Origin of the sequence: Janthinobacterium sp. MP5059B, from assembly GCF_001758645.1 — a bacterium.
Lineage (GTDB): Bacteria > Pseudomonadota > Gammaproteobacteria > Burkholderiales > Burkholderiaceae_D > Janthinobacterium > Janthinobacterium lividum.
On record NZ_LRHX01000010.1, the window covers coordinates 18,102 to 44,348 of the forward strand.

Sequence of the window (26,247 nt, forward strand, 5' to 3'; positions counted from 1 at the left end):
ACATCAAGCCAGGGTGGCGGCGAGGAGGTTGCGCAGATTGCAGTCGCGCTGCCAGTCGCGCCGCTCCTGCGTGCTGGTGGCCAGCGCCGCCAGTTCAGCCCCGCTGAGCGCCTGCTGCGCCTGCACCATGCGGTGCGCCAGGCCGCCGTCGGGCAGCACGGTGCCGAAGAAGGCCACGTTGTCCTCGTGCTGGATCAGCAGGGTGGGGAAGTTGTCGATGTCGAGGTCGCCCACCACGTCGGCCTGGTCTTCGATGTCGACCCAGACGAAGACGGTGTCAGGATGGCGCGCGGCCAGTTCCTCGAATGTGGCGCGGTAGCTGCCGCAAGTGCCGCACCACAGCGCGCACAGGCAGGCCACCGTCCAGCGCGGGCCGGCCAGGGCTGCCGCGACGTCGGCGCGGTTATCGGTCGTGAGGGTCAGGCTGTGCATGGTCGTATCTGGTTAGTAGGGCGATGGGCGCCGGGCGCCCGATGCGCGTATTCTACCGCGCCCGGCCACCGCAGTCCCGGGAATGCATGGGCTTGTTTATCCGTGTTTTTTGATGCAATACACCTTTCTGGTGGATAATGCTGGTTATTGCGCGCTGATTACGCTGGTCCATGCTGTTTCCTGGCCCCGCAGCCTGACCCCTCCAGTCTGTTTTCATGCCCTGCCCGGTGTCAGCGCTCCCGCCTTTATTTATTTTTATTATGGAATTAGCCAGCTTATGTTGAGTTACCGCCACGCCTTTCACGCGGGTAATCACGCCGATGTGTTGAAACATTATGTGCAGATTCAGTTGTTGCAATATCTGAATCAAAAAGATACCGCCTATAGCTATATCGATACCCACTCCGGCGCGGGCGTGTATGCGCTCGACGGCGGCTATGCGTCGAAAAATGCCGAGTACGAAACGGGCATCGCGCCCCTGTGGGACCGCACGGACTTGCCGGCCTCGCTGGCCGAGTACATGAAGCTGATCAAGGAAATGAATCCGAGCGGCAAGATGCGCTACTACCCGGGTTCGCCGTACTGCGCGGACAAGGTCAGCCGCGAGCAAGACCGTCTGCGCCTGTTCGAGCTGCATCCGGCGGACGCAAAGATTCTGGCCGACAACTTCCGCAAGGTCGAGGCGCATGCGCTGGCCCAGGGCGAGCGTCCGACCGTGCGCGGCAAGCGCGTGCTGATCACCAAGGCGGACGGTTTCCAGAGCCTGAAAGCCCTGCTGCCGCCGCCATCGCGCCGCGCGCTGGTGCTGATCGACCCGCCATATGAAGACAAGATGGATTACCGCAAGGTCAAGGACACCCTGGCCGACGCCCTCGTGCGCTTCCCTTCGGGCATGTATGCCGTCTGGTACCCCGTGCTGCAGCGCATGGAATCGCGCCAGTTTGCCGACAAGCTCAAGCAATTGCCCAGCTCGGACTGGCTGCACGTGACCCTGACGGTCAACACCCCGTCGCCGGACGGTTTTGGCTTGCACAGCAGCGGCATGTTCATTTTGAACCCGCCGTACACGCTGGAGCCGATGTTGCGCGAAGTCATGCCGTACCTGGTGAAGGTGCTGGGCCGCGACGATGGCGCGAAGTTCGTATTGGAAACGGGCAAGGGCGGACAGAAAAATACCGGTACCCGTCGCGTGTAGTGACTGGTGTAGCGGGGTAATGCAAACGCCACGGTGCATTTGACCGTGGCGTTTTTTTATGGGCGGGGGATTACTGTCCCAGCAGCAGGAACACGGTCGGTTTCTTGTGGAAGTCAGGTGCCTTGCCGGCAGCCAATTGCTTCTTCCACTGGCCGCCATTCCACGTTTGCACGCTTTCCGTGTCCAGGCTCAGGTCGGTGGCAACGCAGATCAGGGTCGATGGCGCGCATTGCGCCACCAGCGCTTCGAGCATGGCCGCATTGCGGTACGGCGTTTCGATGAACAGCTGGGTCTGCTTTTCCGTGCGCGAACGCACTTCCAGTTCCTTGATGCGCTTGGCGCGCAGGGCCGCGTCCGTGGGCAGGTAGCCGTTGAAGGCGAAGCTCTGGCCGTTCAAGCCGCTGGCCATCACGGCCAGCAGGATCGACGATGGCCCCACCAGCGGGCGCACCTTGATGCCGTGCTGATGCGCCAGGCGCACCAGGTCGGCACCGGGGTCGGCCACGGCGGGCACGCCCGCTTCCGAGACGAGGCCCGCATCGCGCCCCGCCAGCAGGGGTGCCAGCAAGCCGGCCAGCGCTTGCGCCGGGGTATTTACGTTAAGTTCGGAAATCGTGATTTCCTGCAGCGGCTTGGCCAGCGGATGCTGGTTGCCGATCAATTTCAAAAAGGCGCGCGCCGTCTTGGCGTTTTCTGCCACGAAATAATCGAGCTGCGACGTGATCTGCCGTACTTGCTCGGGAATGATGTGGGCCAGCGGGTCGGCTGGGCTGTCGGAAAGGCCGAGGTGGTTGGGAATCAGGTACAGGATGCCGGTCATATTGTTATTGTCGGTATATTCAATGAATTAAAGGGTGAAGAACGCGACGCCCGCCTTGCGCAGCATGCCGGTGAGGGCGATCAGCGGCAAACCGGTCAGGGCGGTCGGGTCGGTGCTGTCGATGCGCTCGAGCAGGGCGATGCCCAGGCCCTCGTTCTTGGCGCTGCCGGCGCAATCGTAAGGCTGCTCGATGCGCAGGTAGGCGTCCAGCTCGGCATCGGACAAGTCGCGCACGGTGACGAGGGTCTGGATATCTTCCACTTGCGCCACAGGCGGACTCTGGCGACCGTCGAGCAGGCACAGGGCCGTGTGGAACACGGTCTGGCGCCCGCGCATGGTTTGCAGCTGCAGCAGGGCGTTGGCATGGTTGCCCGGCTTGCCGATCTGCGCGCCATCCAGGGTGGCGACCTGGTCGGAGCCGATGACGAGGCTGCCAGGGTAGCGATCGAGCACGGCCTGCGCCTTTGCCTGGGCCAGGCGCAGGGCCGTGGTGCTGGGGCTTTCTCCTGGCAGCGGGCTTTCGTCGAGATCGGGCACGGCGACCTCGAAAGGCAGGCGCAGGCGTTCCAGCAATTCCTTGCGGTAGGTCGAACTCGATGCAAGAATCAAGCGCAATGGGACGGAAGTTGGTATCATTCGGTAGTGGATGGCGGCCGGCATGGCCGCGCTGGTCGATGTCAGTGGAATTTCACGCAAATTCCAGGGCGCAGAGCCCACAACTGAGGCTCCATGCGGCATGACGGTGTTGATGAAGTTGTCATGTTTATGGCAATGATTGCGTCAAAAAAGATGCTTAGCCTTTGACTCCGTGCTAAAAACCCTGTTATTATCGCAGGTTTTCCGGGGAAATTTTCTACCAATGAATGCTTTTGTGATCGACGCCTTTGATTTTTGTCGTATCAGCGGGAGCCGCGAGGGTGTAACTCCTGTCGCTGAAATGACCCGGTTGACCAAGGATTGTGCAGATAGTTCCGGCGAGATCGCCTGGAAGATCGTCGGCGGCACCAGCAAGCTGGGCTACCCACAACTGACCTTGTCGGTCAACGGCACCGTTCAGCTGGTTTGCCAGCGCTGCCTGACTCCGTATGCTTACGCAATTGATTCGACGACCACTCTGATGCTGGGCAAGGATGACGAGCACGCGGACGAGATCGAAGAAATCATCAACGATGAATCGATCGACGTGATCGTCGGCAGCCGCAGCATGGATGCCGCGGCCCTGATCGAAGATGAAGCCTTGCTGGCCCTGCCGCAGGTACCCAAACACGACGTCTGCCCCGATACGGCGCAGCTCGATGCTCTCAAGACTGAAAAGAAGTCGCCGTTTGCGGCCCTGAAAGACTTGAAGCCAGAATAAGTTAAGAGAATAAGTAGTAGTGGTAGTTTGTAGGGGGGGCTCAAAAACCGTAGCGAGCGGTCAGCGCAGCAGGTTTGTGAGGTTCCGAGTAAAGAACGTGTCAAACGCGTGTAGTAATCGAGTATGGCAAGTGTAGTGAAATGTAATTGTAATAAACGATGTCGGTCCGGGCTATTTTCGGGTAGTCTTTGCCGCTGGGATACTCGATTCGCATGTATTTGCTAATCGATTGTGCTAAAATTTTAGAACTTATGTATTAGGAGTCATCATGGCAGTTCAACAGAACAAGAAAACCCCTTCCAAGCGCGGCATGCACCGTTCGCACGACTTCCTGGTCGCGCCGCAATTGAGCGTCGAGCCAGTTACCGGCGAAACACACATGCGTCACCATATCAGCCCTAACGGCTTCTATCGTGGCCGTAAAGTGTTGAAGACCAAAAACGACGAGTAATCGACGTTTTTGTTGGGTAAGATGAAAGCGGTGTTGCGTGGTTATTCGGCGTGGCGCCGCTTCTTCTTTTTTATCGGCTGCAATTCATCTTGCGCACCCGTCATTTTGAATCAAGCTTGCTCAGGCGGTGCATGACATGCTGCGCCCTGCATATGCTCCAGTCCGATTCACATCTTGCCGCACGCCCGCAGCGGTATTGAATCAACACAAATGACAATCAAAATTTCTATCGACTGCATGGGCGGAGATCACGGTCCCTCAGTCACTATCCCCGCAGCAATTTCCTTCGTAAAACATGAGCCTGAAGCTGAACTGATCCTTGTTGGATTGGAAGACGTGATTCGTGCCGAACTGAAAAAACATAAAGCCGACACGCACCCGCGCCTGTCGGTATTGCATGCCTCCGAACAAGTTACCATGGACGATCCCCTGGAAGTGGCCCTGCGCCGCAAGAAGGATTCCTCCATGCGCGTGGCCATCGAACAGGTCAAGAACGGCGTGGCGCAAGCCTCCGTTTCCGCCGGTAATACGGCAGCCCTGATGGCCGTGTCGCGCTATGTATTGAAAACCATGTCCGGCGTCGACCGCCCGGCCATCTGCAGCATCTTGCCGAATCAAAAGAACGGCCCCACCTACATGCTGGACCTGGGCGCCAACGTCGATTGCGAACCGCATCACTTGCACCAGTTCGCCATCATGGGTTCCGTGCTGGTGTCCGCCATGGAAGGCATCGCACGCCCGACGATCGGCTTGCTGAACGTGGGCACGGAAGATATCAAGGGCAATGAAGTGGTCAAGCTCACCTCGAAGCTGCTGCAGGCCGACCACGAGCGTGGCGCGCTGAACTTCTACGGCAACGTGGAAGGCAACGATATCTTCAAGGGCACGACCGATATCGTCGTCTGCGACGGTTTTGTCGGCAATGTCACCCTGAAAGCCATCGAAGGCCTGGCGCGCTTCATGAAAGACGTGCTCACTTCCGAATTCAAGCGCAATCCGATTACCATGCTGGGCGCGCTGATCGCCCGCGGGGCCCTGAAAGCCATCGGCAACCGTTTGAATCCATCGCGTTACAACGGCGCCAGCCTGCTGGGCTTGCGTGGCCTCGTCTTCAAGAGCCATGGCAGCGCCGATGCCTATTCGTTCGAATGGGCCTTGCGCCGCGCCTTTGATGCGGCAAAAAATGACGTGCAAGCGCACCTGGCCAGCCTGATCGCCGAGCTGATGCCGCGCACGCCAGTACCGGACGAACCTACATCAACAAGCTCTACCATTTAGTGGACGGGTATTTGCATGACTGTTTTTAGCAAAACTTACAGCAAAATTATCGGTACCGGCAGCTACTTGCCGGAGAAGCGCGTCACCAACCAGGATTTGACCGAACAGCTCGCTGCCAAGGGCATCGAGACGTCGGATGAATGGATCGTGTCGCGCAGCGGCATTTCGGCGCGCCATTACGCGGCGCCGTCGCAAAACTCCTCGGACCTGGGCGTGGAAGCGGCCAAAAAGGCCCTGGAAATGGCTGGCCTGAACGGCAATGACCTGGACCTGATCATCGTTGCCAGCTCGACTCCCGATTTCTTCGGCAGCTTCCCCAGCACGGCCTGCATCGTGCAAAACAAGCTGGGCATCACGAACAACTGCGCTGCCGTCGACGTGCAAGCCGTCTGCAGCGGTTTCGTGTATGCGGTCGCCACGGCCGACAGCTTCATCCAGTCGGGCATGCACAAGAATGTGCTGGTGATCGGCGCCGAAGTGTTTTCGCGCATCCTCAATTTCGACGACCGCGGCACCTGCGTGCTGTTCGGCGACGGCGCCGGCGCCATCGTCATGACGGCCTCCAATGAGCCGGGCATCCTGGCCACCAAGCTGCACGCGGATGGCCGCCACTCGAACATCCTCAGCGTGCCGGGCAGCCTGGCTGGCGGCGCGCTGGACGGCAGCGCCTTCCTCTACATGGATGGCCCGGCCGTATTCAAGCTGGCCGTGTCCGTGCTGGAAAAGGTCGCGCACGAAGCGCTGGAACACGCCAACATGACGTCGGACCAGATCGACTGGCTGATCCCGCACCAGGCGAATATCCGCATCATGAACAGCACGGCCAAGAAACTTGGCTTGCCGCTGGAGAAGATGGTTGTTACCGTCGACCAGCATGGCAACACCTCGGCCGCCTCGATCCCGCTGGCGCTGGACATCGCCGTGCGCGATGGCCGCGTCAAGAAGGGCGACAACGTCATGATGGAAGGCGTGGGCGGCGGCTTTACCTGGGGCGCCGTGCTGGCGCGCATGTAATCCCGCAACACTATTAAAAAAACGGAGTCGACATGACACAATTTGCATTTGTTTTCCCAGGTCAAGGCTCGCAAGCGATTGCGATGCTCGACGGTTTCGCCGGCAACCCCGTGGTTGCGCAGACCGTTGCCGAAGCGTCGGACGCCCTGCAATTCGACCTGGGCAAGCTGATCGCCGAAGGTCCGAAGGAAGAACTCGATCTCACCACCAATACGCAGCCGGTGATGCTGACGGCGGCCGTGGCTTTCTACCGCGCCTGGCTGGCGGCCGGCGGCCCCGTGCCGACGGTCGTGGCCGGTCACAGCCTCGGTGAATACTCGGCGCTGGTCGCCGCCGGCGTCATCTCGTTCAAGGATGCCGTGCCGCTCGTGCGTTTCCGCGCGCAAGCCATGCAGGAAGCCGTGCCCGTCGGGCAGGGCACGATGGCTGTCGTGCTGGGCCTGTCGGATGACGACGTGCGCGCCGCCTGTGCGGAAGCGGCGGCGGAAAACCCGGCCCTGGTGGTCGAGCCCGTCAATTTCAATGCGCCAGCACAAGTCGTCATCGCCGGCCATACGGCGGCCGTCGAGCGCGCCTGCGAACTGGCCAAGGCCAAGGGCGCCAAGCGCGCCATGAAGCTGCCCGTCTCCGCGCCATTCCACTCGTCGCTGCTGAAGCCCGCATCGGACCGTTTGCGCGAATACATGGCCGGCTTGACGTTCTCGGCGCCGCAGATCGCCCTGATCAACAACGTCGACGTGGCCATCGTCAACGATGTGGCCGGCATCAAGGATGCGCTGGTGCGCCAGGCAGCCAGCCCCGTGCGCTGGGTGGAAACCATGCAAAAAGTGGCGGCCGACGGCATCACGCAAGTGATCGAGTGCGGTCCGGGCAAGGTCCTGATGGGCCTGGCCAAGCGCATCGATCCGGTACTGGTGGGCGACGCCATCGTCGACCAGGCCTCGCTGGAACGCATTTTGACGCAGCTCAAATAAACATCAGACCGCGGCAGCCTGCCTGCCGCGGTTGCTCTTAAGGATACTCATGAATTTAGTAAATCAAGTCGTGCTGGTCACGGGCGCCTCGCGCGGCATCGGCCGCGCCATCGCCACCGAACTGGGCAAGCAGGGTGCCACCGTGGTCGGCACCGCCACCTCGGAAAGCGGCGCGCAAGCTATCACCGATTACCTGGCCGCCGAAGGCGTGACGGGCAAGGGTCTGGTCCTGAACGTGACCGATGCGGCGCGCTGCGCTGCCGTCGTCGATGAGGTGCAGAAAACCTACGGCAGCCTGTCGATCCTGGTCAACAATGCAGGCATCACGCAAGACCAGCTGGCCATGCGCATGAAGGACGAAGAGTGGGACAGCGTCATTTCCACCAACCTGTCGGCCGTCGGCCGCCTGTCGCGCGCCGTGCTGCGCGGCATGATGAAAGCCAAAACTGGGCGTATCATCAACATCACGTCGGTGGTGGCTTCGTCGGGTAATCCTGGGCAAATGAATTACGCGGCGGCCAAGGCCGGCGTGGAAGGCATGAGCCGCGCCCTGGCGCGCGAAATCGGCAGCCGCAACATTACCGTGAACTGCATCGCCCCGGGCTTCATCGATACCGACATGACCAAGGCGCTGAGCGAAGAGCAGCACGCGGCCCTGTTGACGCAAATTCCCCTGTCCCGCCTGGGCAAGCCGGAAGACGTGGCAGCGGCGGTAGCCTTTTTGGCTTCGCCGCAAGCGGCGTATATCACGGGCACGACCTTGCACGTGAACGGTGGAATGTACATGAATTGATGTGAAAGCTAGACGGGGCGGGCGTTTGTGGCATGATTCAACGGCCGTTTTTGTCTATAATCGCATCTTTTAGCAGCAGCTTCGGTCGAATTAGCAGCAGACACCGAAATTAGTATTCGGACGCGCAAACCTGATAAAATGCGCGCACTTTCCGTAACACACACTTTGGAGCCATAACATGTCGGATATCGAACAACGCGTTAAGAAAATCGTCGCTGAGCAACTGGGCGTTGCAGAAGCAGACATCAAAATCGAATCCTCCTTCGTCGACGATCTCGGCGCCGATTCCCTGGACACCGTGGAACTGGTCATGGCCCTGGAAGACGAATTCGAAATGGAAATCCCTGACGAACAAGCTGAAAAAATCACCACCGTGCAACAGGCGATCGACTACGCCACTGCACACGTCAAGGCCTAAGCCTGTCTGACCGACTTCAGGAGAATCGCTTGAGCCGTTCTAAAAACCGTCGTGTTGTTGTCACCGGCCTGGGCTGCGTTTCACCTGTCGGCAATACTATTGCCGAGGCGTGGGGCGCAATCATTGAAGGTAAATCCGGCATTGCCACGATTACCAAGTTCGATGCACTGCCATTCACCACGCATTTTGCTGGTGAAGTCAAAGGCTTCAATATCGAAGAGTACATCTCCGGTAAGGAAGCCCGCCACATGGATACCTTTATCCATTACGGCATGGCTGCAGGCATCCAGGCGATGCAGGATTCCGGTCTGGAAGTCACTGAAGAGAACGCCGAGCGTATCGGCGTGATCATCGGTTCCGGTATCGGTGGCTTGCCGCTGATCGAAGAGACCAAGTCCGAGTACGAAAAGCGCGGTCCGCGCCGTATCTCGCCATTTTTCGTGCCTGCCTCGATCATTAACATGATCTCTGGCAACCTTTCGATCAAATATGGTCTGAAGGGCCCGAACCTGGCGATCGTTACAGCGTGTACCACCGGTTTGCACAGCATCGGTGCCGCAGCGCGCATGATCGAGTACGGCGATGCCGACGTCATGATCGCCGGCGGTGCTGAATCGACCGTGTCGCCACTGGGTCTGGGCGGTTTCGCTTCGGCGCGTGCCTTGTCGACCCGCAACGACGATCCGGCAACGGCATCGCGTCCGTGGGATACCGACCGCGACGGCTTCGTGCTGGGCGAGGGCGCTGGCGTCATGGTGCTGGAAGAGTACGAGCACGCGGTGGCCCGTGGTGCCAAGATCTATGCTGAAGTGCATGGTTTCGGGATGAGCGCAGACGCTTATCACATGACCTCGCCTCTGGAAGATGGTAGCGGCGGCAGCAAATCGGTGATCGCGGCCCTCAACAACGCTGGCTTGAACGCGGATCAGATTCAGTACCTGAACGCGCACGGCACGTCGACCCCGCAAGGCGACGTGGCGGAAGTGATGGGCATCAAGCGCACCTTCGGCGAGCACGCCAAGAATTTGGTCGTCAACTCGACCAAGTCGATGACGGGCCATTTGCTGGGCGGCGCGGGCGGTCTGGAAGCGGTGTTTACGGTCCTGGCATTGCACCATCAGGTGTCGCCACCGACCATCAACATCTTCAACCAGGATCCGGCTTGCGATCTCGATTTCTGTGCCAACACGGCACGTGATATGAAGATCGATTATGCAGTGAAGAATTCGTTCGGCTTCGGCGGAACGAATGGCACGCTGATTTTCGGTAAAGCGAAATAAGCAGGAACTTTCAAGCGCTCGCTACGGTCAAACTGTAGTGAGCGCTGATTCGGCGCCAACGTTCGTTGGCGCCTGAATTTGCCCGGCATGGTGCCGGCGCGCCTTTTTTTTCCCATGAAGTATGTCGATCGCGGTAGCGGCTGTCATTCGCACGCCTGTCTGTTTGCGCCTGTTGCAAGCGGTGCTGGGGCTGTGCGCGGTGCTGGCCGCCTGGCCCTTGAGCGGTGCGTGGCGCGTTGCTGCCGTGTCCGGGACTGCTTCCGGCCCTGGTCAGCTGGTGGGCGGCTACGCGCTTGGCTGGAGTGCTGCGCTGCTGAGCGCGGCTGGCGGCGTGTTTTTGCTGGCTTTGCTGCGCCGGCGCAGAAAGCCGCAGGCGCTTGATATTTCGCCGGTTGGCCAGGTGCGCCTGGCGGTATATCTGGAGCATGGCGAGGTGCCAGGGGCTATTGCTGACGGGGGAGCGGAGACGGCCGGGCCGGGGCTTGCGGGGGTGCAGGGGCTGCGCCTGTTGCCGGGCTCGACCTTGTGGCCGTCGCTGCTCGTGCTGTGCCTGGCCGATGCGGCCGGGCGGCGCACGGATGTGCTGGTGCAGCGTGGCGGCAACTGCGCCGCCTTCCGTCCGCTGGCCGTGGCTTGCCGGGCGATCGCGGCGCGGAACAGGGAAGAATAAAAGTGCGGCGAACACTGAACTTCTTGCAGCGGGCCAACTCTATATCCATACAGACGCCCACGCTGCATGACTACAGGGACATCGGGCGTGAGGACAGAGCGCGAGTATGATCAGTTGCTGGTCGAGCGGGTACAGGCTGGCGACAAACGGGCATTTGATGTGCTGGTATCGAAATATCAGCGCCGCTTGATGCGCCTGGTGTCGCGCCTCGTGCATGACCCGGCGGAGGCCGAAGATGTGGTGCAGGAAACCTTTATCAAGGCCTACCGGGCGCTGCGCCATTTCCGCGGCGAGGCTGCCTTTTATACCTGGTTGTACCGCATCGGCATCAATACGGCCAAGAATTATCTCGTCACGCAGGGGCGGCGCGCCGCCACGTCCAGCGATACCGACGCCGAGCAGGCGGAGTCTTTCGATGACGGTAATAAATTGCGCGATAACAATACACCCGAATCGGTGCTGGCCAGCAAGCAGATTGCCGCCACCGTCAATGCGGCCATGGATGTGCTGCCCATCGAGTTGCGCACGGCCATCGTGCTGCGCGAGATCGAGGGCCTGAGCTATGAGGAAATATCGGAGATCATGGCGTGCCCCATCGGCACCGTGCGCAGCCGGATTTTTCGCGCGCGCGAAGTGATTGCGGAGAAATTGAAGCCATTGCTGGACATGCCGATTGACAAGCGCTGGTAATCTGGAGAGTATGAGGTTGGCATGGCTGCGTCCGTTTTCCGCACCGACCCTCTTGAAATGGCAGGATCCATCATGGATACGCACACACGATTGCACGAGACTATTTCCGCGCTGGCCGACGGCGAGCTGGCGGCGAACGAACTCGAACTGGCTTTTGCCGCCCTCGATACGCCATCGGGACGGCAAGCCTGGGATGCCTATCGCCATATCGGTGACGTGCTGCGCTCGGAGCAGTACGGCCATGCCTTGAGCGCCCAATTCGATGCGCGCCTGGCCAGCCGCCTGGCCGCCGAGCCGGCGCCCGATGAGCCGGCTGCCCATGCGGAGCCGCTGCCACCTCTTGCCGCCGGCATCGTGCCGCCGGGCACGGCCGAACCGCTGGAGGCGGGGCCGCTGGCGCAGCGCTAGCTGTCGCGTTTTCCATCTTATGCCAGGCTTAACGTTCCTGTCACCCTCTTGACACTGGCCTTCGGTACGATTGACACTGTGCACAGGCAATATCTTGCTTTTACGATATATTGTTGCTGCCATGCGCGCTGTCAGGTGGGTTTGCCCCTGGTTTTCCGTCATGACGGCCAATCATGCGCGCAGGCAATTGCCTGATCCGCGTTTTGATCCGTTTACCGTTTATATATACTCGAAAAGATCCTTTCCATGAAAAAAAACATGTGTGCCGCCAGCAAGTCGTTTTCAGTGAAGACGCTTTCCGCCTTATTGTTCGGTACGGCTGGCGTCTTCCTTGCTCCCACCATGCTGGGCCTTGCGCCGCAGGCGCAGGCCGCCGTGCCTTCCGTGAAACTGCCTGATTTTTCTGACCTGGTCGATGCCGTCGGCCCGGCCGTGGTGAATATCCGCACCACCGAGCGCCTGAAAATGGGCGCCGCCGGGGCTGGCGTGGGCGGCCAGGATGAACAGGAAATGCAGGAATTCCTGCGCCGCTTTTTTGGCGGCGCCATGCCCACGCCGCGCCAGCAGGCGCCACGCGGCGGCCGCCGCGCCGTGCCGCAGGAGCAGGAAGTGCAGCGCGGCGTCGGTTCCGGCTTCATCATCTCGGCCGATGGCTATGTGCTGAGCAATGCCCACGTGGTCGATGGCGCCGACGAGGTGTACGTGACCTTGACGGACAAGCGCGAATTCAAGGCCAAGGTGATTGGCGCCGATGCGCGTACCGACGTTGCTCTGCTGAAAATCGAGGGCGGCAACCTGCCGCGCCTGACCATCGGCGACTCGGACAAGATCCGCGTGGGCGAGTGGGTCATCGCCATCGGTTCGCCGTTCAACCTGGAAAATACGGTGACGGCCGGCATCATTTCCGCCAAGTCGCGCGACACGGGCGACTACTTGCCGCTGATCCAGAGCGACGTGGCCGTCAACCCTGGCAACTCGGGCGGTCCGCTGATCAATATGCGCGGCGAAGTGATCGGCATCAATTCGCAGATCGCCACCTTGTCCGGCGCCTACAATGGCATTTCGTTTGCCGTGCCCATCGATGAAGCCATGCGCGTGGGCGAGCAGCTGAAAAAGACGGGTAAAGTTGTGCGCGGGCGCATCGGCGTGCAGATCGGCGAAGTGAGCAAGGACGTGGCGGAATCGCTGGGCTTGCCGAACGCCAAGGGCGCGCAAGTATCGATGGTGGAGCCGGGTGGCCCGGCCGACAAGGCGGGCATCAAGCCGGGCGATATCATCCTGAAATTCAACGGTGCTCAGATCGAGCGTTCATCCGATCTGCCGCGCCTGGTAGGCGGTGCCGCCGTCAACGGCAAATCCACGATAACGGTCTGGCGCAAGGGCGTGCAGCAGGATATTCCCGTCACCGTCGTCGAGCTGGAAAGCGAGAAGACGGCGAAGAAGGGCGCCAAGGAGCCGGAAGCGCAAGCCGTCAACGCACTGGGACTGAAGGTCAGCGACGTGCCGGCCGCGAAGAAGCTGGAATTGAAGATCGACGCGGGCGTGCTGGTCGACGAGGCGGATGGCGTGGCGGCCCTGGCTGGCCTGCAGCCTGGCGACGTGATTTTGCAATTGAATAACGTTGCCGTGAAAGACGCCAAGCAATTCAACGCCCTGGTCGCCAAGCTCGATCCGAAAAAGACATCGGCCGTGCTGGTGCGCCGTGGCGACGTGGCGCAATTCGTTTCGCTGCGTCCATCAGCGAAGTAACTATGTGATCATCCCGCATTCCGGCCGCAGCCGGGATGCGGTATTCTTCCCGCTATGCACTTCACCCTCTATTCCCGCAGTTATTGCCATTTATGCCAGGATATGCTCGATGCCTTGCTTCTGCAGCAGCCGCCTGAAAAACCGTTTACCGTGGACGTGATCGATATCGATGCCTCGCCCGATGCCTCGCTGCTGGCCCGTTTCGATGAACTGGTGCCGGTGCTGTTTGGCGACCTGGCGCAGCCCGAGCTATGTCATTATTTTCTTGACGAAGAGGCTGTGCGGCGCTGCCTGGTGTAGCTTAACTGTTAATATTGACACTGCAATGCACCATTCTGGTGCCGAAAACAGCCGAAAATGTCGGCTTGCCCCGGTGCCGGCCTCATAAGACGGGCTTTCTACTCTGAAATCCGGTAAAATGGGGAGGTCGAAAAAGCTACTGTCCGAGGCAGCAGCTTCTGTCGCTTCAAAAGCGCTCGCCTGGGCATGCAGATGTCCTGCTCGGAGCGCTTTTTTTCATCATGAGTGGGGCGCCCGGTTTTGGCCCTGTTTGGCCCGAGCATGATCCCCATGATTCCTGTTAAAGCAGTGTCGTCAACTTCGCACTTATATTAGTTAATGAACAACATACGCAATTTCTCCATCATCGCCCATATTGACCACGGTAAATCGACCCTGGCTGACCGCATCATTCAATTGTGCGGCGGCTTGTCCGACCGCGAGATGGAGGCGCAGGTGCTCGATTCGATGGATCTGGAGCGCGAGCGCGGCATTACCATCAAGGCGCAAACGGCGGCCTTGCACTACAAGGCGCGCGATGGCCAGATCTACAATCTGAACCTGATCGATACGCCAGGCCACGTCGACTTCAGCTATGAAGTGTCGCGCTCGCTGTCGGCGTGCGAAGGCGCGCTGCTGGTTGTTGACGCGTCGCAAGGCGTGGAAGCGCAAACGGTCGCCAACTGCTACACGGCGCTGGACCTGGGCGTGGAAGTGGTGCCCGTCCTGAACAAGATCGACTTGCCGAACGCGGATCCTCCGAGCGCCATTGCCGAGATCGAAGACGTGATCGGCATCGACGCGGGCGACGCCGTGCATTGCTCGGCCAAGACGGGCTTCGGCGTGCTGGACGTGCTCGAGCAGCTGATCGTCAAGGTGCCACCACCGAAGGGCGACCCCGATGCGCCGCTGCAGGCGCTGATCGTCGACTCCTGGTATGACGCCTATGTGGGCGTGGTCATGCTGGTGCGCGTCATCAACGGCACCCTGAAACCGAAAGACAAGATCCGCCTGATGGCCACCGATTCGGTGCAGCTGGTGGAAGACATCGGCGTGTTTTCGCCCCGTTCGCAATCCTTGCCGCAATTGTCGGCAGGCCAGGTGGGCTTCATCATCGCCGGCATCAAGGAATTGAAAGCGGCGAAAGTGGGCGACACCGTCACCCTGGCCAACCGTCCTGCCGCCGCGCCATTACCCGGCTTCAAGGAAGTACAGCCGCAAGTGTTCGCCGGCCTGTTCCCCGTGGAAGCGAACCAGTATGACGCGCTGCGCGACTCGCTGGAAAAGCTGAAACTGAATGACGCGGCCCTGATGTACGAGCCGGAAGTGTCGCAGGCGCTGGGCTTCGGCTTCCGCTGCGGCTTCCTGGGCTTGCTGCACATGGAAATCGTGCAGGAACGCCTCGAGCGCGAATTCGACATGGATCTGATCACGACGGCGCCAACCGTGGTGTACGAAGTGATCCAGCGCGACGGCACCATGATCAACGTCGACAATCCATCGAAGATGCCCGATCCGTCGCGCATCGAGGAAGTGCGCGAGCCTATCGTCACGGTCAATCTGTACATGCCGCAGGAATACGTGGGCTCCGTGATCACCCTGTGTATCGGCAAGCGCGGCATTCAGATGGACATGAGCTACCACGGCCGCCAGGTCAAGCTCGTGTATGAAATGCCGATGGCCGAAATCGTGCTGGACTTCTTCGACCGCCTGAAATCGACGTCGCGCGGCTATGCCTCGATGGATTACGAGTTCAAGGAATACCGCGCGGCCGACGTGGTCAAGGTCGACATGCTGATCAACAGCGAAAAAGTCGATGCGCTGGCGATTATCGTCCACCGCTCGAACAGCCAGTACCGTGGCCGCCAGGTGGCTGCCAAGATGCGTGAACTGATCCCGCGCCAGATGTTCGACGTGGCCATTCAAGCCACCATCGGCGCCAACATCATCTCGCGCGAGAACGTGAAAGCCTTGCGCAAGAACGTGCTGGCCAAGTGCTATGGCGGCGATATCAGCCGCAAGAAAAAATTGCTGGAAAAACAAAAGGCGGGTAAGAAACGCATGAAGCAAGTGGGTTCCGTGGAGATCCCGCAAGAGGCATTCCTGGCAATTTTACAAGTGGATGGTTAATCAATGAACCTGCAAGTGATTTTAGGAAATTTCGCTTTAATCCTGTTCGTGCTGATGGTGTTGACGGGCCTGGTCTGGTGCCTGGATGTGTTTTATCTGTCCAAGCAGCGCCGCAAGGCGGCCGACCGCGCCCTGGCCGAGTTCGACGCACGCCAGTCCAAGCTGGCCGCCGAGGGCATCAAGTCCGATGCGGGCGGCAGCCGCGCCAGCATCGAGGCGGCCCTGTTGCGCCAGCCGACCTGGGTCGAGTATTCGGGCAGCTTCTTCCCCGTCATCGCGCTCGTGTTCTGCCTGCGCTCGTTCCTGTACGAGCCATTCAAGATCCCGTCGAGCTCGATGGTGCCGACCTTGCTGGTGGGCGACCTGATCCTGGTGAACAAGTTCACCTATGGTATCCGTTTGCCGATCGTCAACAAGCGCATCATTGAAGTCAACGATCCGCAGCGCGGCGACGTGATGGTGTTCAAGTATCCGAAAGATATGTCGCAAGACTATATCAAGCGCGTGATCGGTGTGCCCGGTGATAAAATCACCTATGAAAACAAGCGCTTGACGGTCAACGGCAAGGAAGTGGCCTACACGCCGCTGGACGACTACCTGGACGATGAAAGCACGGTCTACCACAAGCAGCTGGAAGAAAACCTGACGGGCGTGAGCCACCGCATCCTCAACGACGAGCCTGCTCCAACGTTGAACTTGCGCGAAGTGAAGGATTTCCCGCACAAGGATGCGTGCAACTACAACGAAGACGGTTTTACGTGTGTAGTGCCACAAGGCAATTACTTCATGATGGGCGACAACCGCGACAATAGTGCGGACAGCCGCTACTGGGGCTTCGTGCCGAACGAGAACATCGTCGGCAAGGCTTTCCTGGTGTGGATGAACTTCAGCAATCCGAAACGCGTGGGCGGCATACACTAAGCCGGTCTGGTCTGTAAAAGACCAGCCATGGCTGTCGCGCCGATTCCCCGCGTGGCGGCCAGCCGAATTACTCAGATGACACAGAAACAACAATGAATCTTCAGCTATTGCAAACCCGTTTAGGCTATACGTTCCAGGATGCTGGCCTGTTGCAGCAAGCCTTGACGCATCGTAGCCACAGCAGTTTGCATAATGAGCGGCTGGAATTCCTCGGCGACTCCATCCTCAACTGCGTGGTCGCTTCCATCCTGTACGAACGCTTCAAGTCCATCGACGAGGGCGACCTGTCGCGCCTGCGCGCCAATCTGGTCAAGCAGCAGTCGCTGTATGAAATCGCGCAAAAGCTGGAACTGTCGCAATTCCTGCGCCTGGGCGAAGGCGAACTCAAATCGGGCGGCTTCCGCCGTCCATCGATCCTCGCCGACACCCTGGAAGCCTTGCTGGGCGCGATTTTCCTCGACACGGGCTTCGATGCCGCCAGCACGGTGATCCGCGCCTTCTACATCCCCATCCTCGATTCGGTCGATCCGCAAACCCTGGGCAAGGATGCCAAGACCCTGCTGCAGGAGTTTTTGCAAAGCAAGAAAATTTCGCTGCCACAGTACAACGTGGTGGCCACCCACGGCGCCGCCCACAGCCAGGAATTCGAGATCGAATGCCTGGTGCCGAAATTGAACATCCAGGTCTACGGCCGTGGCGGAAGCCGCCGCGCCGGTGAGCAAGCCGCCGCCAAACTGGCGCTGGACGTGGCCGAGCAGGCGCTGTTGAAGTCGCCTGCCGCCAGCCGCAAGCCCAAACCGCGCGCCGCCCAGCTCAAGCTGGCCGGCATTGCCACCATCCAGAGCGACGACGCGCAAGCTCCTGCAGCCCCGGCGATCGCCGCTCACACTAAACAGAATCGACACTAGCATGACAGCCACCAAAATGCCCGACAACTTCCGCTGTGGCTATATCGCCATCGTGGGCCGCCCCAACGTGGGCAAATCGACCCTGATGAACGTGCTGATCGGCGCGAAGGTCAGCATCACTTCGCGCAAGGCGCAAACCACGCGCCACCGCATCACGGGTATCCAGACGGTGCCGGATGCGCAGTTCATCTACGTCGACACGCCAGGCTTCCAGACGCGCCACTCGAACGCGCTGAACAAGACGCTGAACAAGACCGTCACGAACACCCTGATTTCCTCGGACGTCATCCTGTACGTGATCGAAGCGGGCACGTTCGGCCCGGCCGACCAGCAAGTGATGGACCTGTTGCCGAAGGAAGTGCCATGCATCCTCGTCATCAATAAATCCGACCGCGTGAAGGACAAGGCCGTGCTGCTGCCGTTCGCGCAAAAGATCGCCGCCATGCGCGACTTCGCCGCCATCGTGCCTGTTTCCGCCAAGCTGCACTTCCAGCTGGAAGGCTTGCAGAACGAAATCAAGCGCTTCTTGCCGGAAAACCAGCCGATCTTTGGACCGGACGACATCACGGACCGCAGCGAGAAATTCCTCGCCTCGGAAATCGTGCGTGAAAAACTCTTCCGCTTTGTCGGCGACGAACTGCCGTACACGAGCACCGTGCTGATCGAGAAATTCGAGCAGGAAGGCGATCTGCGCCGCGTGTTTGCCGCCATCCTGGTCGAGCGCGATACGCACAAGTCCATGATTATCGGCAACAAGGGCGCGCGCCTGAAGGAAGTCTCCACACAGGCCCGCCTGGATATGGAAAAGCTGTTCGGCGGTCCCGTGTACCTGGAAATCTGGGTCAAGGTCAAGTCGGGCTGGGCCGACAACGAGGCGGGCTTGCGCGCCTACGGCTACGAGTAATCCGCAACCCGGGGGCGACGCCACACGCATGAGCACCACCACGCCAGCGCTGCACCATCCTGCGCCAGCTTCACCTGCTGTTTCCGCACCTGTCCCCGCGCCGGTGGCCATCGCGCCGCCGGCCGTACCTCCCACAGCACCCCGGCGCAGCCGTCCGCCCACGCGCGACGGCCGCATCACGGGCCAGCCAGCCTTTGTGCTGCACAGCTACCCGCATAAAGAAACCAGCCTCATCGTCGACGTGTTTACGCGCGAGTATGGCCGCATCGCGCTCGTTGCCAAGGGCGCCAAGCGGCCCCATTCGCAGTTGCGCGGCGTGCTGCAGACGTTCCAGCCGCTGCAAGCGGGCTGGACGGGCAAGTCCGAGCTGCGCATCCTCACCGGTGCGGAATGGGTGGGTGGCATGTTGCCGCTGGAAAAGACCGCCTTGCTGTGCGGCTTTTATTTGAACGAATTGCTGGTCAAATTGCTCGCGCGCGACGACCCGCATCCCGTCCTGTTCGACCACTACGTTGCTACCTTGAATCAACTGGCGCACAATGAGCCCCCGCCCATCGTGCTGCGCAAGTTCGAGCGCGCCCTGCTCAAGGAAACGGGCGTGGCGGCCGACCTGACGCGCTGCACGGGCACGCGCCAGGCCGTCGAGGCAGGGCAGGTGTACGTGGTCGACCCGGAGCGGGGGCCGCGCCCGGCGCGCGCCGCCGACGCCTGGCCCAGGATCACGGGCAAGACCCTGCTCGACATGGAGCGCGAAGATTATCTTGACGTGGCCACGCAGGCGCAAAGCAAGCTGCTGATGCGCTTTTTGCTGGCCCATCAACTGGGCGGCGCCACCTTGAACACGCGCCAGATACTGATTGATTTAATGCAGCTGTAGCTGAAGTTTGCAGCAGGACAGCACTTTACGGATACCTTTTATATGAGCTTTTTGCAGCCTTCCGGCCCCGTCATCGACCTGGGCGTCAACATCGACCACGTGGCCACCTTGCGCAATGCGCGCGGCACCGCGTATCCGGACCCGATCCGCGCGGCCCTGCTGGCCGAACAGGCCGGCGCCGACGCCATCACCCTGCATTTGCGCGAAGACCGCCGCCACATCAAGGATGCGGACGTGATCGCCATCGCACCGCAATTACTGACGCGCATGAACCTGGAAGCGGCCGTCACGGCCGAGATGATCGATTTCGCCTGCCGCATCAAGCCGGCGGACGTCTGCCTGGTGCCGGAAAAGCGCACGGAAGTGACGACCGAAGGGGGCCTGGACGTGGTGCGCTACTTCAAGGAAGTGCAGGCGGCGGTGCAACAATTGCAAGGCGAGGGCATCCGCGTGAGCCTGTTCATCGATGCGGACGAGCAGCAGATCGCTGCCGCCGCCGAGCTCGGCGCGCCCGTGATCGAGCTGCACACGGGGCGCTATGCCGATACGCAAGGCGCCGAGCAGCTGGCGGAGCTGGAGCGCATCAAGGCGGGCGTGCTGTTTGGCGTGGGCCGCGGCTTGAAAGTCAACGCGGGTCACGGTTTGCATTACACCAATGTGCAGGCCATCGCCGCCATTCCCGATATTGCTGAGCTGAACATCGGCCACGCCATTGTCGCGCATGCCGTGTTTGTCGGCTGGGAAAACGCCGTGCGCGAAATGAAGGCCATCATGGTGGCCACGCGCCTCGGTCACAGGGCCTGACAGGGGAGTAGGGCATGATCTACGGCATCGGTACCGATATCTGCAAGATACCCCGCATCGAGGCGGCGCTGGCGCGGCACGGCGAGCGTTTCGCGAAAAAGATACTGGGGCCGCAGGAGCTGGAAAAATTCCGCGCCCGCAGCGCCAAGAATGCCGCGCGCGGCGTGCGCTTCCTTGCCACGCGCTTCGCGGCAAAGGAAGCGTTTTCCAAGGCCATCGGCCTGGGCTTGCGCATGCCGATGACCTGGCCCGCCGCGCAGATGCTGAACCACCCCAGCGGCAAGCCGATGATTGTCTGCAGCGGCGTGCTGGCGCAGTTCATGGAGAAAAATCGCCTGAGCGCGCAAGTGACCATCAGCGATGAAGAAGAATATGCGGTCGCGTTCGTGATCGTGGAACAGGCAGTGTAACTATAAGTGCGCAATGAGCCAGCAATGACCGAAGCAAGCCCAGAATCTTCCTTGGCGGAAACGCCACCCGATCCCCGCGCGCAAGTGCTGGCGACCGTCGCCAAGCTGCCGAATTTGCCCGGCGTGTACCGCTATTTCGACGCCGCCGACAAGGTGCTGTATGTCGGCAAGGCGCGCGACCTGAAAAAACGCGTCTCCAGCTACTTCCAGAAGAACCTGGCCAGTCCCCGCATCGCCATGATGGTCGAGCGCATCGCGCGCCTGGAAACGACGGTCACGCACAGCGAAGCGGAAGCCTTGATCCTGGAAAACAACCTGATCAAGGCGCTGCAGCCGCGCTACAACATCCTGTTCCGCGACGACAAGTCGTATCCCTATTTGAAAATCACGAATGGCGATGCGCCGCGCATGGTGTATTACCGGGGCGCGGTGGACAAGAAAAATCAGTATTTCGGGCCGTTCCCCAGCTCCTGGGCCGTCAAGGAATCGATGCAGATTCTGCAAAAGGTGTTTCTGATCCGTACCTGTGAGGACAGCGTGTATGCGAACCGTACGCGTCCCTGCCTGCTGCACCAGATCGGCCGCTGCAGTGCGCCCTGCGTGGACCTGATCAGCAAGGAAGACTACAAGAACGACGTGGAAAACGCGGCGCGCTTCCTGCGCGGGCGCCAGAGCGAAGTGCTGGCCGACCTGGAAAAGAAGATGCACGCGTTTGCCGCTGAATTAAAATTCGAGCAGGCCGTGGTGGTGCGCAACCAGATCGCCTCGCTGTCGCGCGTGCTGCACCAGCAAAGCATGGAGACGACGGGTGACGCCGATGTCGACATCCTCGCCGTGCTGGTGCAGGGCGGGCGCGCCTGCGTCAACCTGGCCATGGTGCGCGGCGGACGCCATCTGGGCGACCGTGCTTATTTCCCCAGCCAGCTCAGCGATGCGGCGGCGATTGCCGAGGAACCGATCGAGGTGGAAGTGCTGGCCGCCTTCCTGGCCCAGCACTACACGGAAAAATTCATTCCCGGCACCCTGATCCTGAATATCGAATTCGACCAGCCAGCCCTGATGGTGGCGCTGATGGAGCAGTGTGGCCACCGCATCAACCTGATCTTCCAGCCGCAGGGGCAGCGCCGCCAGTGGCTGGAAATGGCGCAGAAGGGCGCCGAGATTTCGCTGGCGCGCTTGTTGTCCGAGCAGGGTTCACAGCAGTCGCGCACGCGCGCGCTGGCGGAGGCGCTGCGCCTGGAAACGGAAGACCTCGACAGCCTGCGCGTGGAGTGTTTCGACATCAGCCACACGCAGGGCGAGGCGACGCAGGCGTCGTGCGTCGTGTTCCACCATCACGCCATGCAGAATGGCGAATACCGGCGCTATAACATCAACGACATCACGCCCGGCGATGATTACGCGGCCATGCGCCAGGTCCTCATGCGCCGTTACGAGAAAGTGGCGAATGGCGATGGCGTGATGCCCGACGTGGTCTTGATCGACGGCGGCAAGGGACAGATCGAAATGGCGCGCCAGGTGTTCGCCGAGCTGGGACTCGATATCAGCCTGATCGTCGGCGTGGCCAAGGGGGAGGGGCGCAAGGTGGGCCTGGAAACCCTGCTGTTCGTCGATGGCCGCGCGGCGCAGGAACTGGGCAAGGAATCGGCGGCCCTGATGCTGATCGCGCAGATCCGCGACGAAGCGCACCGCTTCGCCATTACCGGCATGCGTGCCAAGCGGGCCAAGACGCGCCAGACGTCGCGCCTGGAAGAGATCGAGGGCATCGGCGCCAAGCGCCGCCAGAAATTGCTGTCGCGCTTTGGCGGCTTGCGCGGCGTGGTCGACGCCAGCATCGAGGATCTGATGTCGGTGGAGGGGATTTCCACGCAGTTGGCAGAAGAAATATACAAGCAGCTGCATTGATGGATAGATGGCCTGGTCCGGTGCTGCGGCAACCGGACTAGGCTAATACCCCTGGGCCATGTAGACTAGTGGCGCTTTCTTCATACTTTCTTCATATTCAATTTACCTGTCGGCCGATTGCTTCCTTATGCCTTTTAATATCCCCATCCTTTTGACGTGGCTGCGCGTGGCCCTGATACCACTCGTCGTCGGCGTGTTTTATCTGCCGCCGTCGATGCTGCTGCATGGCGACCAGAACCTGGTTGCCACCCTGGTCTTCATTGTTGCTGCCGTCACCGACTGGTTCGATGGTTTCCTCGCGCGGCGCTGGAACCAGACTTCGGCCTTTGGCGCCTTCCTCGACCCGGTCGCAGACAAGCTGATGGTGGCGGGTGCCTTGCTGGTGCTGGTGCAGCTGGACCGTGTGAATGCCGTGCTGGCCTTCATCATCATCGGCCGCGAAATCACGATTTCCGCGTTGCGCGAATGGATGGCGCAGATCGGTGCATCGAAATCGGTGGCCGTCAGCTCGATCGGCAAGATCAAGACGGCCGCGCAAATGACGGCCATTCCCCTGCTGCTGTACCACGAAGTGATCTTTGGCGCGATCGACACGCACGTGTGGGGCGAGAAGCTGCTGTGGATCGCCTGCGTGCTGACAGTGTGGTCGATGTTCTATTATTTGCGTCTGGCATGGCCGCTGATTAAAGAAAAAGCGGGAAATTTGCACTAAGAATAGGCAGGCGGCTGCTTTGTGCGGAATATTTTGCAAAACACCAGATATTGCCCGTTGACAGCCCCTGTAATCCCTCTATAATGCTGGCCTGTTGTTGATGACGCGGGAGTAGCTCAGTTGGTAGAGCGCAACCTTGCCAAGGTTGAGGTCGAGAGTTCGAGACTCTTCTCCCGCTCCAGTTTTCTGGATCGTGTCATAGGTAAAAACAGCGAATGCAGTAAAAAGTAGTACTGGCGATGTAGTAGAGCTTCTGATACAATGTTGTCCACTGCGGGAGTAGCTCAGTTGGTAGAGCGCAACCTTGCCAAGGTTGAGGTCGAGAGTTCGAGACTCTTCTCCCGCTCCAGTGAATACTGGATCAGCAGTAAAGCAGCACTGGTAAACGGTAGCAAAAAGCAGTAAAATAGCGGTTCGTATGCGGGAGTAGCTCAGTTGGTAGAGCGCAACCTTGCCAAGGTTGAGGTCGAGAGTTCGAGACTCTTCTCCCGCTCCAGTTTTCAAGGTGTGCCGCAAGGCCCATCCAAGCAGTTCCTCTGGCGAGGTAGCAAAGAGGTTATGCAGCGGCCTGCAAAGCCGTTTAGACGGGTTCGATTCCCGTCCTCGCCTCCAGATGAAAAAAATAGCCCACTTTCGAGTGGGCTATTTTTTTGTCCGCGCATTTGCCTGACTTTTGCCGGCTGCGCATCTTGTATAATGCCGGCAAGCTCAGCCGCGCCGCCTGGCGCCTTGATGAAACTTCCCCTTTCCGCCATACCGATGTAGTCACTGACGACTTTCCTGCTCCGTTCGACCTCAGCGCAGCTTTTTTGTGACGCCCGCTGGTATGGCTGTGCCTGATGATTGTCCATCAGGCCGGCATTTTCCTGTTCCGACTTTGGATACGCATCAATGATCAACACAACTTTTCGGGATGAGTGGTTCTCGAACCTGCAAAAGAACGTCCTGGCGGGCTTGACCACTTCCTTTGCCCTGGTGCCTGAATGCATCGCCTTTGCCCTGGTGGCGCAATTGAATCCCCTGATGGGCCTGTATGGCGCCTTCATCATTTGCGCATTCACGGCCATCTTTGGCGGACGCCCCGGCATGATTTCCGGCGCCGCCGGCTCCATGGCCGTCGTCATCGTGGCACTGGTGGCTCAGCATGGCGTGCAGTATCTGCTGGCCACCGTGGTGCTGAGCGGCATCCTGATGGCCTTGTTCGGCATCTTGCGGCTGGGTAAGCTGATCCGCATGGTGCCCTATCCGGTGATGCTGGGCTTTGTGAATGGCCTGGCCATCGTCATCGCCATGGCCCAGCTGGAACACTTTCGCCAGGCCACGCCGCAGGGTGAAACCTGGCTGCAAGGCATGCCCTTGTATGTGATGGGCGCGCTGGTGGCGCTGACCATGGCCATCGTCTACGTGCTGCCGCGCGTCACGAAGGCCGTGCCTCCCGCGCTGGTGGCCATCCTCGGCGTGGGCGTGCTCAGCCATTTCTTGCACCTGCCCACGCGCACCCTGGGCGACCTCGCGCATATCGCCGGCGGCCTGCCGGCCCTGCATTGGCCCACCGTGCCGCTGGACATGGCGACCTTGCACATCATTTTTCCATATGCAGCCCTGATGGCCATGGTGGGCTTGCTGGAAACACTGCTCACTTTTAATCTTACCGATGAGATGACTGAAACGCGGGGCCAGCCGAACCGCGAATGCATCGCCCTCGGCGCATCGAATGTCGTTTCCGGCCTGTTTGGCGGCATGGGCGGCTGCGCCATGATCGGGCAGACCATGATCAACCTGAGCTCGGGCGGCCGTTCGCGCCTGTCGGGCGTGACGGCCGGCGTGATGATTTTGCTGTTCATCCTGTTCCTGTCGCCGCTGATCGAGCGCATCCCGCTGGCCGCCCTGGTGGGCGTGATGTTCGTCGTGGCGCAGCAGACGTTTGCCTGGGGTTCCTTGCGCGTACTGGGCAAGGTGCCGTTGCAGGATGCGCTGGTGATCGTTGCCGTGACGGTCATTACCGTATTCACGGACCTGGCGATGGCCGTGCTGTGCGGCATCGTCATCGCCGCCTTGAATTTTGCCTGGCAGCATGCGCGTGAAATGCGTGCCGATATCGATGACAGCAGCGCCGGCGCGCGCGTGTACCTGCCGCATGGCACGCTGTTTTTTGCTTCCACCACGCATTTTCAGGAACTGTTCCAGCCAGCGTCGGACCCGGCCCGCGTCATCCTTGACTGCCGGCACCTGCACATGGCCGACCACTCGGCCATTGCCGCCATCGAATCCTTGTATGAACGCTATGACAAGGCGGGCAAGCATCTGCAGGTGACGCATCTATCCACCCGCAACCAGGCCTTGCTGCAGCGGGCCGGGGTGGATGTCGGCGTGGCGTAAAATAGGGGATTGTTGAATGTCTGTGGAGTGTGAATGCTGTCGAACGAACAAGAACAATTGTTGCAACAAAGCCAGGCGGGATTCGACGCCTACTATGACGCGCTGGGCGCCTCGCTGGTGAATTTCGTCGAGCGCCTGGGCATCCAGCCGGCGCACGAAGTGCTGACCAGCGCGGCCGAATACCTGCCATATATCGACGCGGCCATGCGCACCATCGTCATTCGCGACGAGAGCTGGCAGTGGGTAAAAACCATGCTCGGCTATTTTATCGGCGAATACTTCGTGCAAGGCCATGCGGGCTGCTGGTATGTGGAAACGCGGCCGGAGTCGCCGCATTTTTGCCGCACCATGGTGGGCGGCTTCGAGCATGGCTTGCCAGCGGACGCCGCCATCGATCCGGAGGTGCTGGCGCTGGAATTTCTGGGGCAATCCGTGCCACGCGAGCTGGCGGTACTGATCGCCAAAGCGCAAGCCCGTGCGGCTTGATGC

28 protein-coding genes and 4 tRNA genes are annotated in these 26,247 nt (G+C 60.3%); 29 read left to right on the forward strand and 3 right to left on the reverse strand.

Annotation, left to right across the window (positions count from 1 at the left end; all coding sequences use genetic code 11):
- Positions 1-3 precede the first annotated feature (3 nt).
- Positions 4-432: a thioredoxin family protein gene (locus tag JAB1_RS13045; RefSeq protein ID WP_070280209.1), complete on the reverse strand. Its 429-nt coding sequence runs from the start codon at positions 430-432 to the stop codon at positions 4-6.
- A 277-nt stretch (positions 433-709) separates the two neighbouring features.
- Here JAB1_RS13045 and rlmJ point away from each other — a divergent pair, with 277 nt between their 5' ends.
- Positions 710-1,627: a 23S rRNA (adenine(2030)-N(6))-methyltransferase RlmJ gene (gene rlmJ / locus JAB1_RS13050; protein ID WP_034749665.1), complete on the forward strand. Its 918-nt coding sequence runs from the start codon at positions 710-712 to the stop codon at positions 1,625-1,627.
- A gap of 70 nt (positions 1,628-1,697) precedes the next feature.
- Here the strand turns inward: rlmJ and JAB1_RS13055 are convergent, their stop codons facing one another.
- Positions 1,698-2,447, reverse strand: coding sequence for an SAM-dependent methyltransferase (locus JAB1_RS13055; RefSeq protein ID WP_070280210.1), 750 nt, complete (start codon positions 2,445-2,447; stop codon positions 1,698-1,700).
- Positions 2,448-2,474: 27 nt separating this feature from the next.
- A complete protein-coding gene (locus JAB1_RS13060; RefSeq protein ID WP_070280399.1) occupies positions 2,475-3,083 on the reverse strand; it encodes a Maf-like protein in 609 nt (202 codons plus the stop codon).
- A 223-nt stretch (positions 3,084-3,306) separates the two neighbouring features.
- Between JAB1_RS13060 and JAB1_RS13065 the strand changes: the two genes are divergently transcribed.
- From JAB1_RS13065 to JAB1_RS13200, 28 genes are all read left to right on the forward strand, one after another.
- Positions 3,307-3,804, forward strand: coding sequence for a DUF177 domain-containing protein (locus JAB1_RS13065; RefSeq protein ID WP_034779242.1), 498 nt, complete (start codon positions 3,307-3,309; stop codon positions 3,802-3,804).
- Between the two features lie 268 nt (positions 3,805-4,072).
- The gene (rpmF, locus tag JAB1_RS13070) at positions 4,073-4,255 is read left to right on the forward strand and encodes a 50S ribosomal protein L32 (RefSeq protein WP_034749653.1); all 183 of its coding nucleotides are present in this window, start codon (positions 4,073-4,075) and stop codon (positions 4,253-4,255) included.
- Between the two features lie 210 nt (positions 4,256-4,465).
- Positions 4,466-5,533 (forward strand): phosphate acyltransferase PlsX, encoded by a 1,068-nt coding sequence (plsX, locus tag JAB1_RS13075; RefSeq protein WP_034779241.1) that lies wholly within the window; start codon positions 4,466-4,468, stop codon positions 5,531-5,533.
- Positions 5,534-5,548: 15 nt separating this feature from the next.
- Positions 5,549-6,547, forward strand: a complete 999-nt coding sequence (locus JAB1_RS13080) for a beta-ketoacyl-ACP synthase III (RefSeq protein ID WP_070280211.1) — start codon at positions 5,549-5,551, stop codon at positions 6,545-6,547.
- A gap of 32 nt (positions 6,548-6,579) precedes the next feature.
- Entirely contained in the window at positions 6,580-7,521 is a 942-nt protein-coding gene (fabD, locus tag JAB1_RS13085) for an ACP S-malonyltransferase (RefSeq protein WP_035820249.1), read from the forward strand.
- A gap of 49 nt (positions 7,522-7,570) precedes the next feature.
- Positions 7,571-8,314, forward strand: coding sequence for a 3-oxoacyl-ACP reductase FabG (gene fabG, locus JAB1_RS13090; RefSeq protein WP_070280212.1), 744 nt, complete (start codon positions 7,571-7,573; stop codon positions 8,312-8,314).
- A 178-nt stretch (positions 8,315-8,492) separates the two neighbouring features.
- Positions 8,493-8,732: an acyl carrier protein gene (gene acpP, locus JAB1_RS13095; protein ID WP_008449912.1), complete on the forward strand. Its 240-nt coding sequence runs from the start codon at positions 8,493-8,495 to the stop codon at positions 8,730-8,732.
- Between the two features lie 29 nt (positions 8,733-8,761).
- Positions 8,762-10,012, forward strand: a complete 1,251-nt coding sequence (gene fabF / locus JAB1_RS13100) for a beta-ketoacyl-ACP synthase II (protein ID WP_070280213.1) — start codon at positions 8,762-8,764, stop codon at positions 10,010-10,012.
- 121 nt (positions 10,013-10,133) lie between these two features.
- The gene (locus JAB1_RS13105) at positions 10,134-10,682 is read left to right on the forward strand and encodes a hypothetical protein (RefSeq protein ID WP_070280214.1); all 549 of its coding nucleotides are present in this window, start codon (positions 10,134-10,136) and stop codon (positions 10,680-10,682) included.
- A gap of 66 nt (positions 10,683-10,748) precedes the next feature.
- Positions 10,749-11,372, forward strand: coding sequence for an RNA polymerase sigma factor RpoE (rpoE, locus tag JAB1_RS13110; RefSeq protein WP_070280215.1), 624 nt, complete (start codon positions 10,749-10,751; stop codon positions 11,370-11,372).
- Between the two features lie 72 nt (positions 11,373-11,444).
- Positions 11,445-11,780, forward strand: coding sequence for a sigma-E factor negative regulatory protein (locus JAB1_RS13115; protein ID WP_070280216.1), 336 nt, complete (start codon positions 11,445-11,447; stop codon positions 11,778-11,780).
- A 246-nt stretch (positions 11,781-12,026) separates the two neighbouring features.
- Entirely contained in the window at positions 12,027-13,529 is a 1,503-nt protein-coding gene (locus JAB1_RS13120) for a DegQ family serine endoprotease (protein ID WP_070280217.1), read from the forward strand.
- A gap of 54 nt (positions 13,530-13,583) precedes the next feature.
- Complete coding sequence (locus JAB1_RS13125) at positions 13,584-13,829, forward strand: glutaredoxin family protein (protein ID WP_070280218.1); 246 nt, start codon at positions 13,584-13,586, stop codon at positions 13,827-13,829.
- 318 nt (positions 13,830-14,147) lie between these two features.
- Entirely contained in the window at positions 14,148-15,938 is a 1,791-nt protein-coding gene (lepA, locus tag JAB1_RS13130; RefSeq protein WP_034749621.1) for a translation elongation factor 4, read from the forward strand.
- Positions 15,939-15,941: 3 nt separating this feature from the next.
- Entirely contained in the window at positions 15,942-16,859 is a 918-nt protein-coding gene (gene lepB, locus JAB1_RS13135) for a signal peptidase I (protein ID WP_034749618.1), read from the forward strand.
- 92 nt (positions 16,860-16,951) lie between these two features.
- Positions 16,952-17,767, forward strand: coding sequence for a ribonuclease III (rnc, locus tag JAB1_RS13140; RefSeq protein ID WP_034749615.1), 816 nt, complete (start codon positions 16,952-16,954; stop codon positions 17,765-17,767).
- A gap of 1 nt (position 17,768) precedes the next feature.
- A complete protein-coding gene (gene era, locus JAB1_RS13145; protein WP_034749612.1) occupies positions 17,769-18,671 on the forward strand; it encodes a GTPase Era in 903 nt (300 codons plus the stop codon).
- A gap of 28 nt (positions 18,672-18,699) precedes the next feature.
- Positions 18,700-19,548, forward strand: a complete 849-nt coding sequence (recO, locus tag JAB1_RS13150; protein ID WP_070280219.1) for a DNA repair protein RecO — start codon at positions 18,700-18,702, stop codon at positions 19,546-19,548.
- Positions 19,549-19,590: 42 nt separating this feature from the next.
- The gene (gene pdxJ, locus JAB1_RS13155) at positions 19,591-20,352 is read left to right on the forward strand and encodes a pyridoxine 5'-phosphate synthase (protein ID WP_034779221.1); all 762 of its coding nucleotides are present in this window, start codon (positions 19,591-19,593) and stop codon (positions 20,350-20,352) included.
- A gap of 14 nt (positions 20,353-20,366) precedes the next feature.
- Positions 20,367-20,762 carry a holo-ACP synthase gene (gene acpS, locus JAB1_RS13160; RefSeq protein WP_070280220.1) on the forward strand — a complete coding sequence of 132 codons (396 nt, stop codon included), beginning with the start codon at positions 20,367-20,369 and terminating at the stop codon, positions 20,760-20,762.
- A gap of 24 nt (positions 20,763-20,786) precedes the next feature.
- Positions 20,787-22,667, forward strand: a complete 1,881-nt coding sequence (uvrC, locus tag JAB1_RS13165; RefSeq protein ID WP_070280221.1) for an excinuclease ABC subunit UvrC — start codon at positions 20,787-20,789, stop codon at positions 22,665-22,667.
- 127 nt (positions 22,668-22,794) lie between these two features.
- Positions 22,795-23,379, forward strand: a complete 585-nt coding sequence (gene pgsA, locus JAB1_RS13170) for a CDP-diacylglycerol--glycerol-3-phosphate 3-phosphatidyltransferase (RefSeq protein ID WP_034749601.1) — start codon at positions 22,795-22,797, stop codon at positions 23,377-23,379.
- Between the two features lie 105 nt (positions 23,380-23,484).
- Positions 23,485-23,560: transfer RNA gene (locus JAB1_RS13175), tRNA-Gly, on the forward strand.
- A gap of 92 nt (positions 23,561-23,652) precedes the next feature.
- Positions 23,653-23,728, forward strand: a tRNA-Gly gene (locus tag JAB1_RS13180).
- A 71-nt stretch (positions 23,729-23,799) separates the two neighbouring features.
- Positions 23,800-23,875: transfer RNA gene (locus JAB1_RS13185), tRNA-Gly, on the forward strand.
- A gap of 42 nt (positions 23,876-23,917) precedes the next feature.
- Positions 23,918-23,991: transfer RNA gene (locus tag JAB1_RS13190), tRNA-Cys, on the forward strand.
- Positions 23,992-24,270: 279 nt separating this feature from the next.
- Positions 24,271-25,758, forward strand: a complete 1,488-nt coding sequence (locus tag JAB1_RS13195) for a SulP family inorganic anion transporter (RefSeq protein ID WP_070280222.1) — start codon at positions 24,271-24,273, stop codon at positions 25,756-25,758.
- A 33-nt stretch (positions 25,759-25,791) separates the two neighbouring features.
- Entirely contained in the window at positions 25,792-26,244 is a 453-nt protein-coding gene (locus JAB1_RS13200) for a hypothetical protein (RefSeq protein WP_070280223.1), read from the forward strand.
- The last annotated feature ends 3 nt before the right edge of the window (positions 26,245-26,247 follow it).

What these genes read in the sequence shown, in the direction of transcription:
- acpS (WP_070280220.1), top strand. Translation starts at nt 20,367, where the DNA reads ATGATCTACGGCATCGGTACCGATATCTGCAAGATACCCCGCATCGAG.
- fabD (WP_035820249.1), top strand. Translation starts at nt 6,580, where the DNA reads ATGACACAATTTGCATTTGTTTTCCCAGGTCAAGGCTCGCAAGCGATT.
- lepB (WP_034749618.1), top strand. Translation starts at nt 15,942, where the DNA reads ATGAACCTGCAAGTGATTTTAGGAAATTTCGCTTTAATCCTGTTCGTG.
- rpmF (WP_034749653.1), top strand. Translation starts at nt 4,073, where the DNA reads ATGGCAGTTCAACAGAACAAGAAAACCCCTTCCAAGCGCGGCATGCAC.
- JAB1_RS13200 (WP_070280223.1), top strand. Translation starts at nt 25,792, where the DNA reads ATGCTGTCGAACGAACAAGAACAATTGTTGCAACAAAGCCAGGCGGGA.
- JAB1_RS13120 (WP_070280217.1), top strand. Translation starts at nt 12,027, where the DNA reads ATGAAAAAAAACATGTGTGCCGCCAGCAAGTCGTTTTCAGTGAAGACG.
- JAB1_RS13115 (WP_070280216.1), top strand. Translation starts at nt 11,445, where the DNA reads ATGGATACGCACACACGATTGCACGAGACTATTTCCGCGCTGGCCGAC.
- plsX (WP_034779241.1), top strand. Translation starts at nt 4,466, where the DNA reads ATGACAATCAAAATTTCTATCGACTGCATGGGCGGAGATCACGGTCCC.
- pdxJ (WP_034779221.1), top strand. Translation starts at nt 19,591, where the DNA reads ATGAGCTTTTTGCAGCCTTCCGGCCCCGTCATCGACCTGGGCGTCAAC.
- lepA (WP_034749621.1), top strand. Translation starts at nt 14,148, where the DNA reads ATGAACAACATACGCAATTTCTCCATCATCGCCCATATTGACCACGGT.
- JAB1_RS13195 (WP_070280222.1), top strand. Translation starts at nt 24,271, where the DNA reads ATGATCAACACAACTTTTCGGGATGAGTGGTTCTCGAACCTGCAAAAG.
- era (WP_034749612.1), top strand. Translation starts at nt 17,769, where the DNA reads ATGACAGCCACCAAAATGCCCGACAACTTCCGCTGTGGCTATATCGCC.
- pgsA (WP_034749601.1), top strand. Translation starts at nt 22,795, where the DNA reads ATGCCTTTTAATATCCCCATCCTTTTGACGTGGCTGCGCGTGGCCCTG.
- JAB1_RS13125 (WP_070280218.1), top strand. Translation starts at nt 13,584, where the DNA reads ATGCACTTCACCCTCTATTCCCGCAGTTATTGCCATTTATGCCAGGAT.
- acpP (WP_008449912.1), top strand. Translation starts at nt 8,493, where the DNA reads ATGTCGGATATCGAACAACGCGTTAAGAAAATCGTCGCTGAGCAACTG.
- rnc (WP_034749615.1), top strand. Translation starts at nt 16,952, where the DNA reads ATGAATCTTCAGCTATTGCAAACCCGTTTAGGCTATACGTTCCAGGAT.
- JAB1_RS13060 (WP_070280399.1), bottom strand. Translation starts at nt 3,083, where the DNA reads ATGATACCAACTTCCGTCCCATTGCGCTTGATTCTTGCATCGAGTTCG.
- uvrC (WP_070280221.1), top strand. Translation starts at nt 20,787, where the DNA reads ATGACCGAAGCAAGCCCAGAATCTTCCTTGGCGGAAACGCCACCCGAT.
- fabG (WP_070280212.1), top strand. Translation starts at nt 7,571, where the DNA reads ATGAATTTAGTAAATCAAGTCGTGCTGGTCACGGGCGCCTCGCGCGGC.
- JAB1_RS13045 (WP_070280209.1), bottom strand. Translation starts at nt 432, where the DNA reads ATGCACAGCCTGACCCTCACGACCGATAACCGCGCCGACGTCGCGGCA.
- JAB1_RS13065 (WP_034779242.1), top strand. Translation starts at nt 3,307, where the DNA reads ATGAATGCTTTTGTGATCGACGCCTTTGATTTTTGTCGTATCAGCGGG.
- rpoE (WP_070280215.1), top strand. Translation starts at nt 10,749, where the DNA reads ATGACTACAGGGACATCGGGCGTGAGGACAGAGCGCGAGTATGATCAG.
- recO (WP_070280219.1), top strand. Translation starts at nt 18,700, where the DNA reads ATGAGCACCACCACGCCAGCGCTGCACCATCCTGCGCCAGCTTCACCT.
- JAB1_RS13080 (WP_070280211.1), top strand. Translation starts at nt 5,549, where the DNA reads ATGACTGTTTTTAGCAAAACTTACAGCAAAATTATCGGTACCGGCAGC.
- JAB1_RS13105 (WP_070280214.1), top strand. Translation starts at nt 10,134, where the DNA reads ATGTCGATCGCGGTAGCGGCTGTCATTCGCACGCCTGTCTGTTTGCGC.
- rlmJ (WP_034749665.1), top strand. Translation starts at nt 710, where the DNA reads ATGTTGAGTTACCGCCACGCCTTTCACGCGGGTAATCACGCCGATGTG.
- JAB1_RS13055 (WP_070280210.1), bottom strand. Translation starts at nt 2,447, where the DNA reads ATGACCGGCATCCTGTACCTGATTCCCAACCACCTCGGCCTTTCCGAC.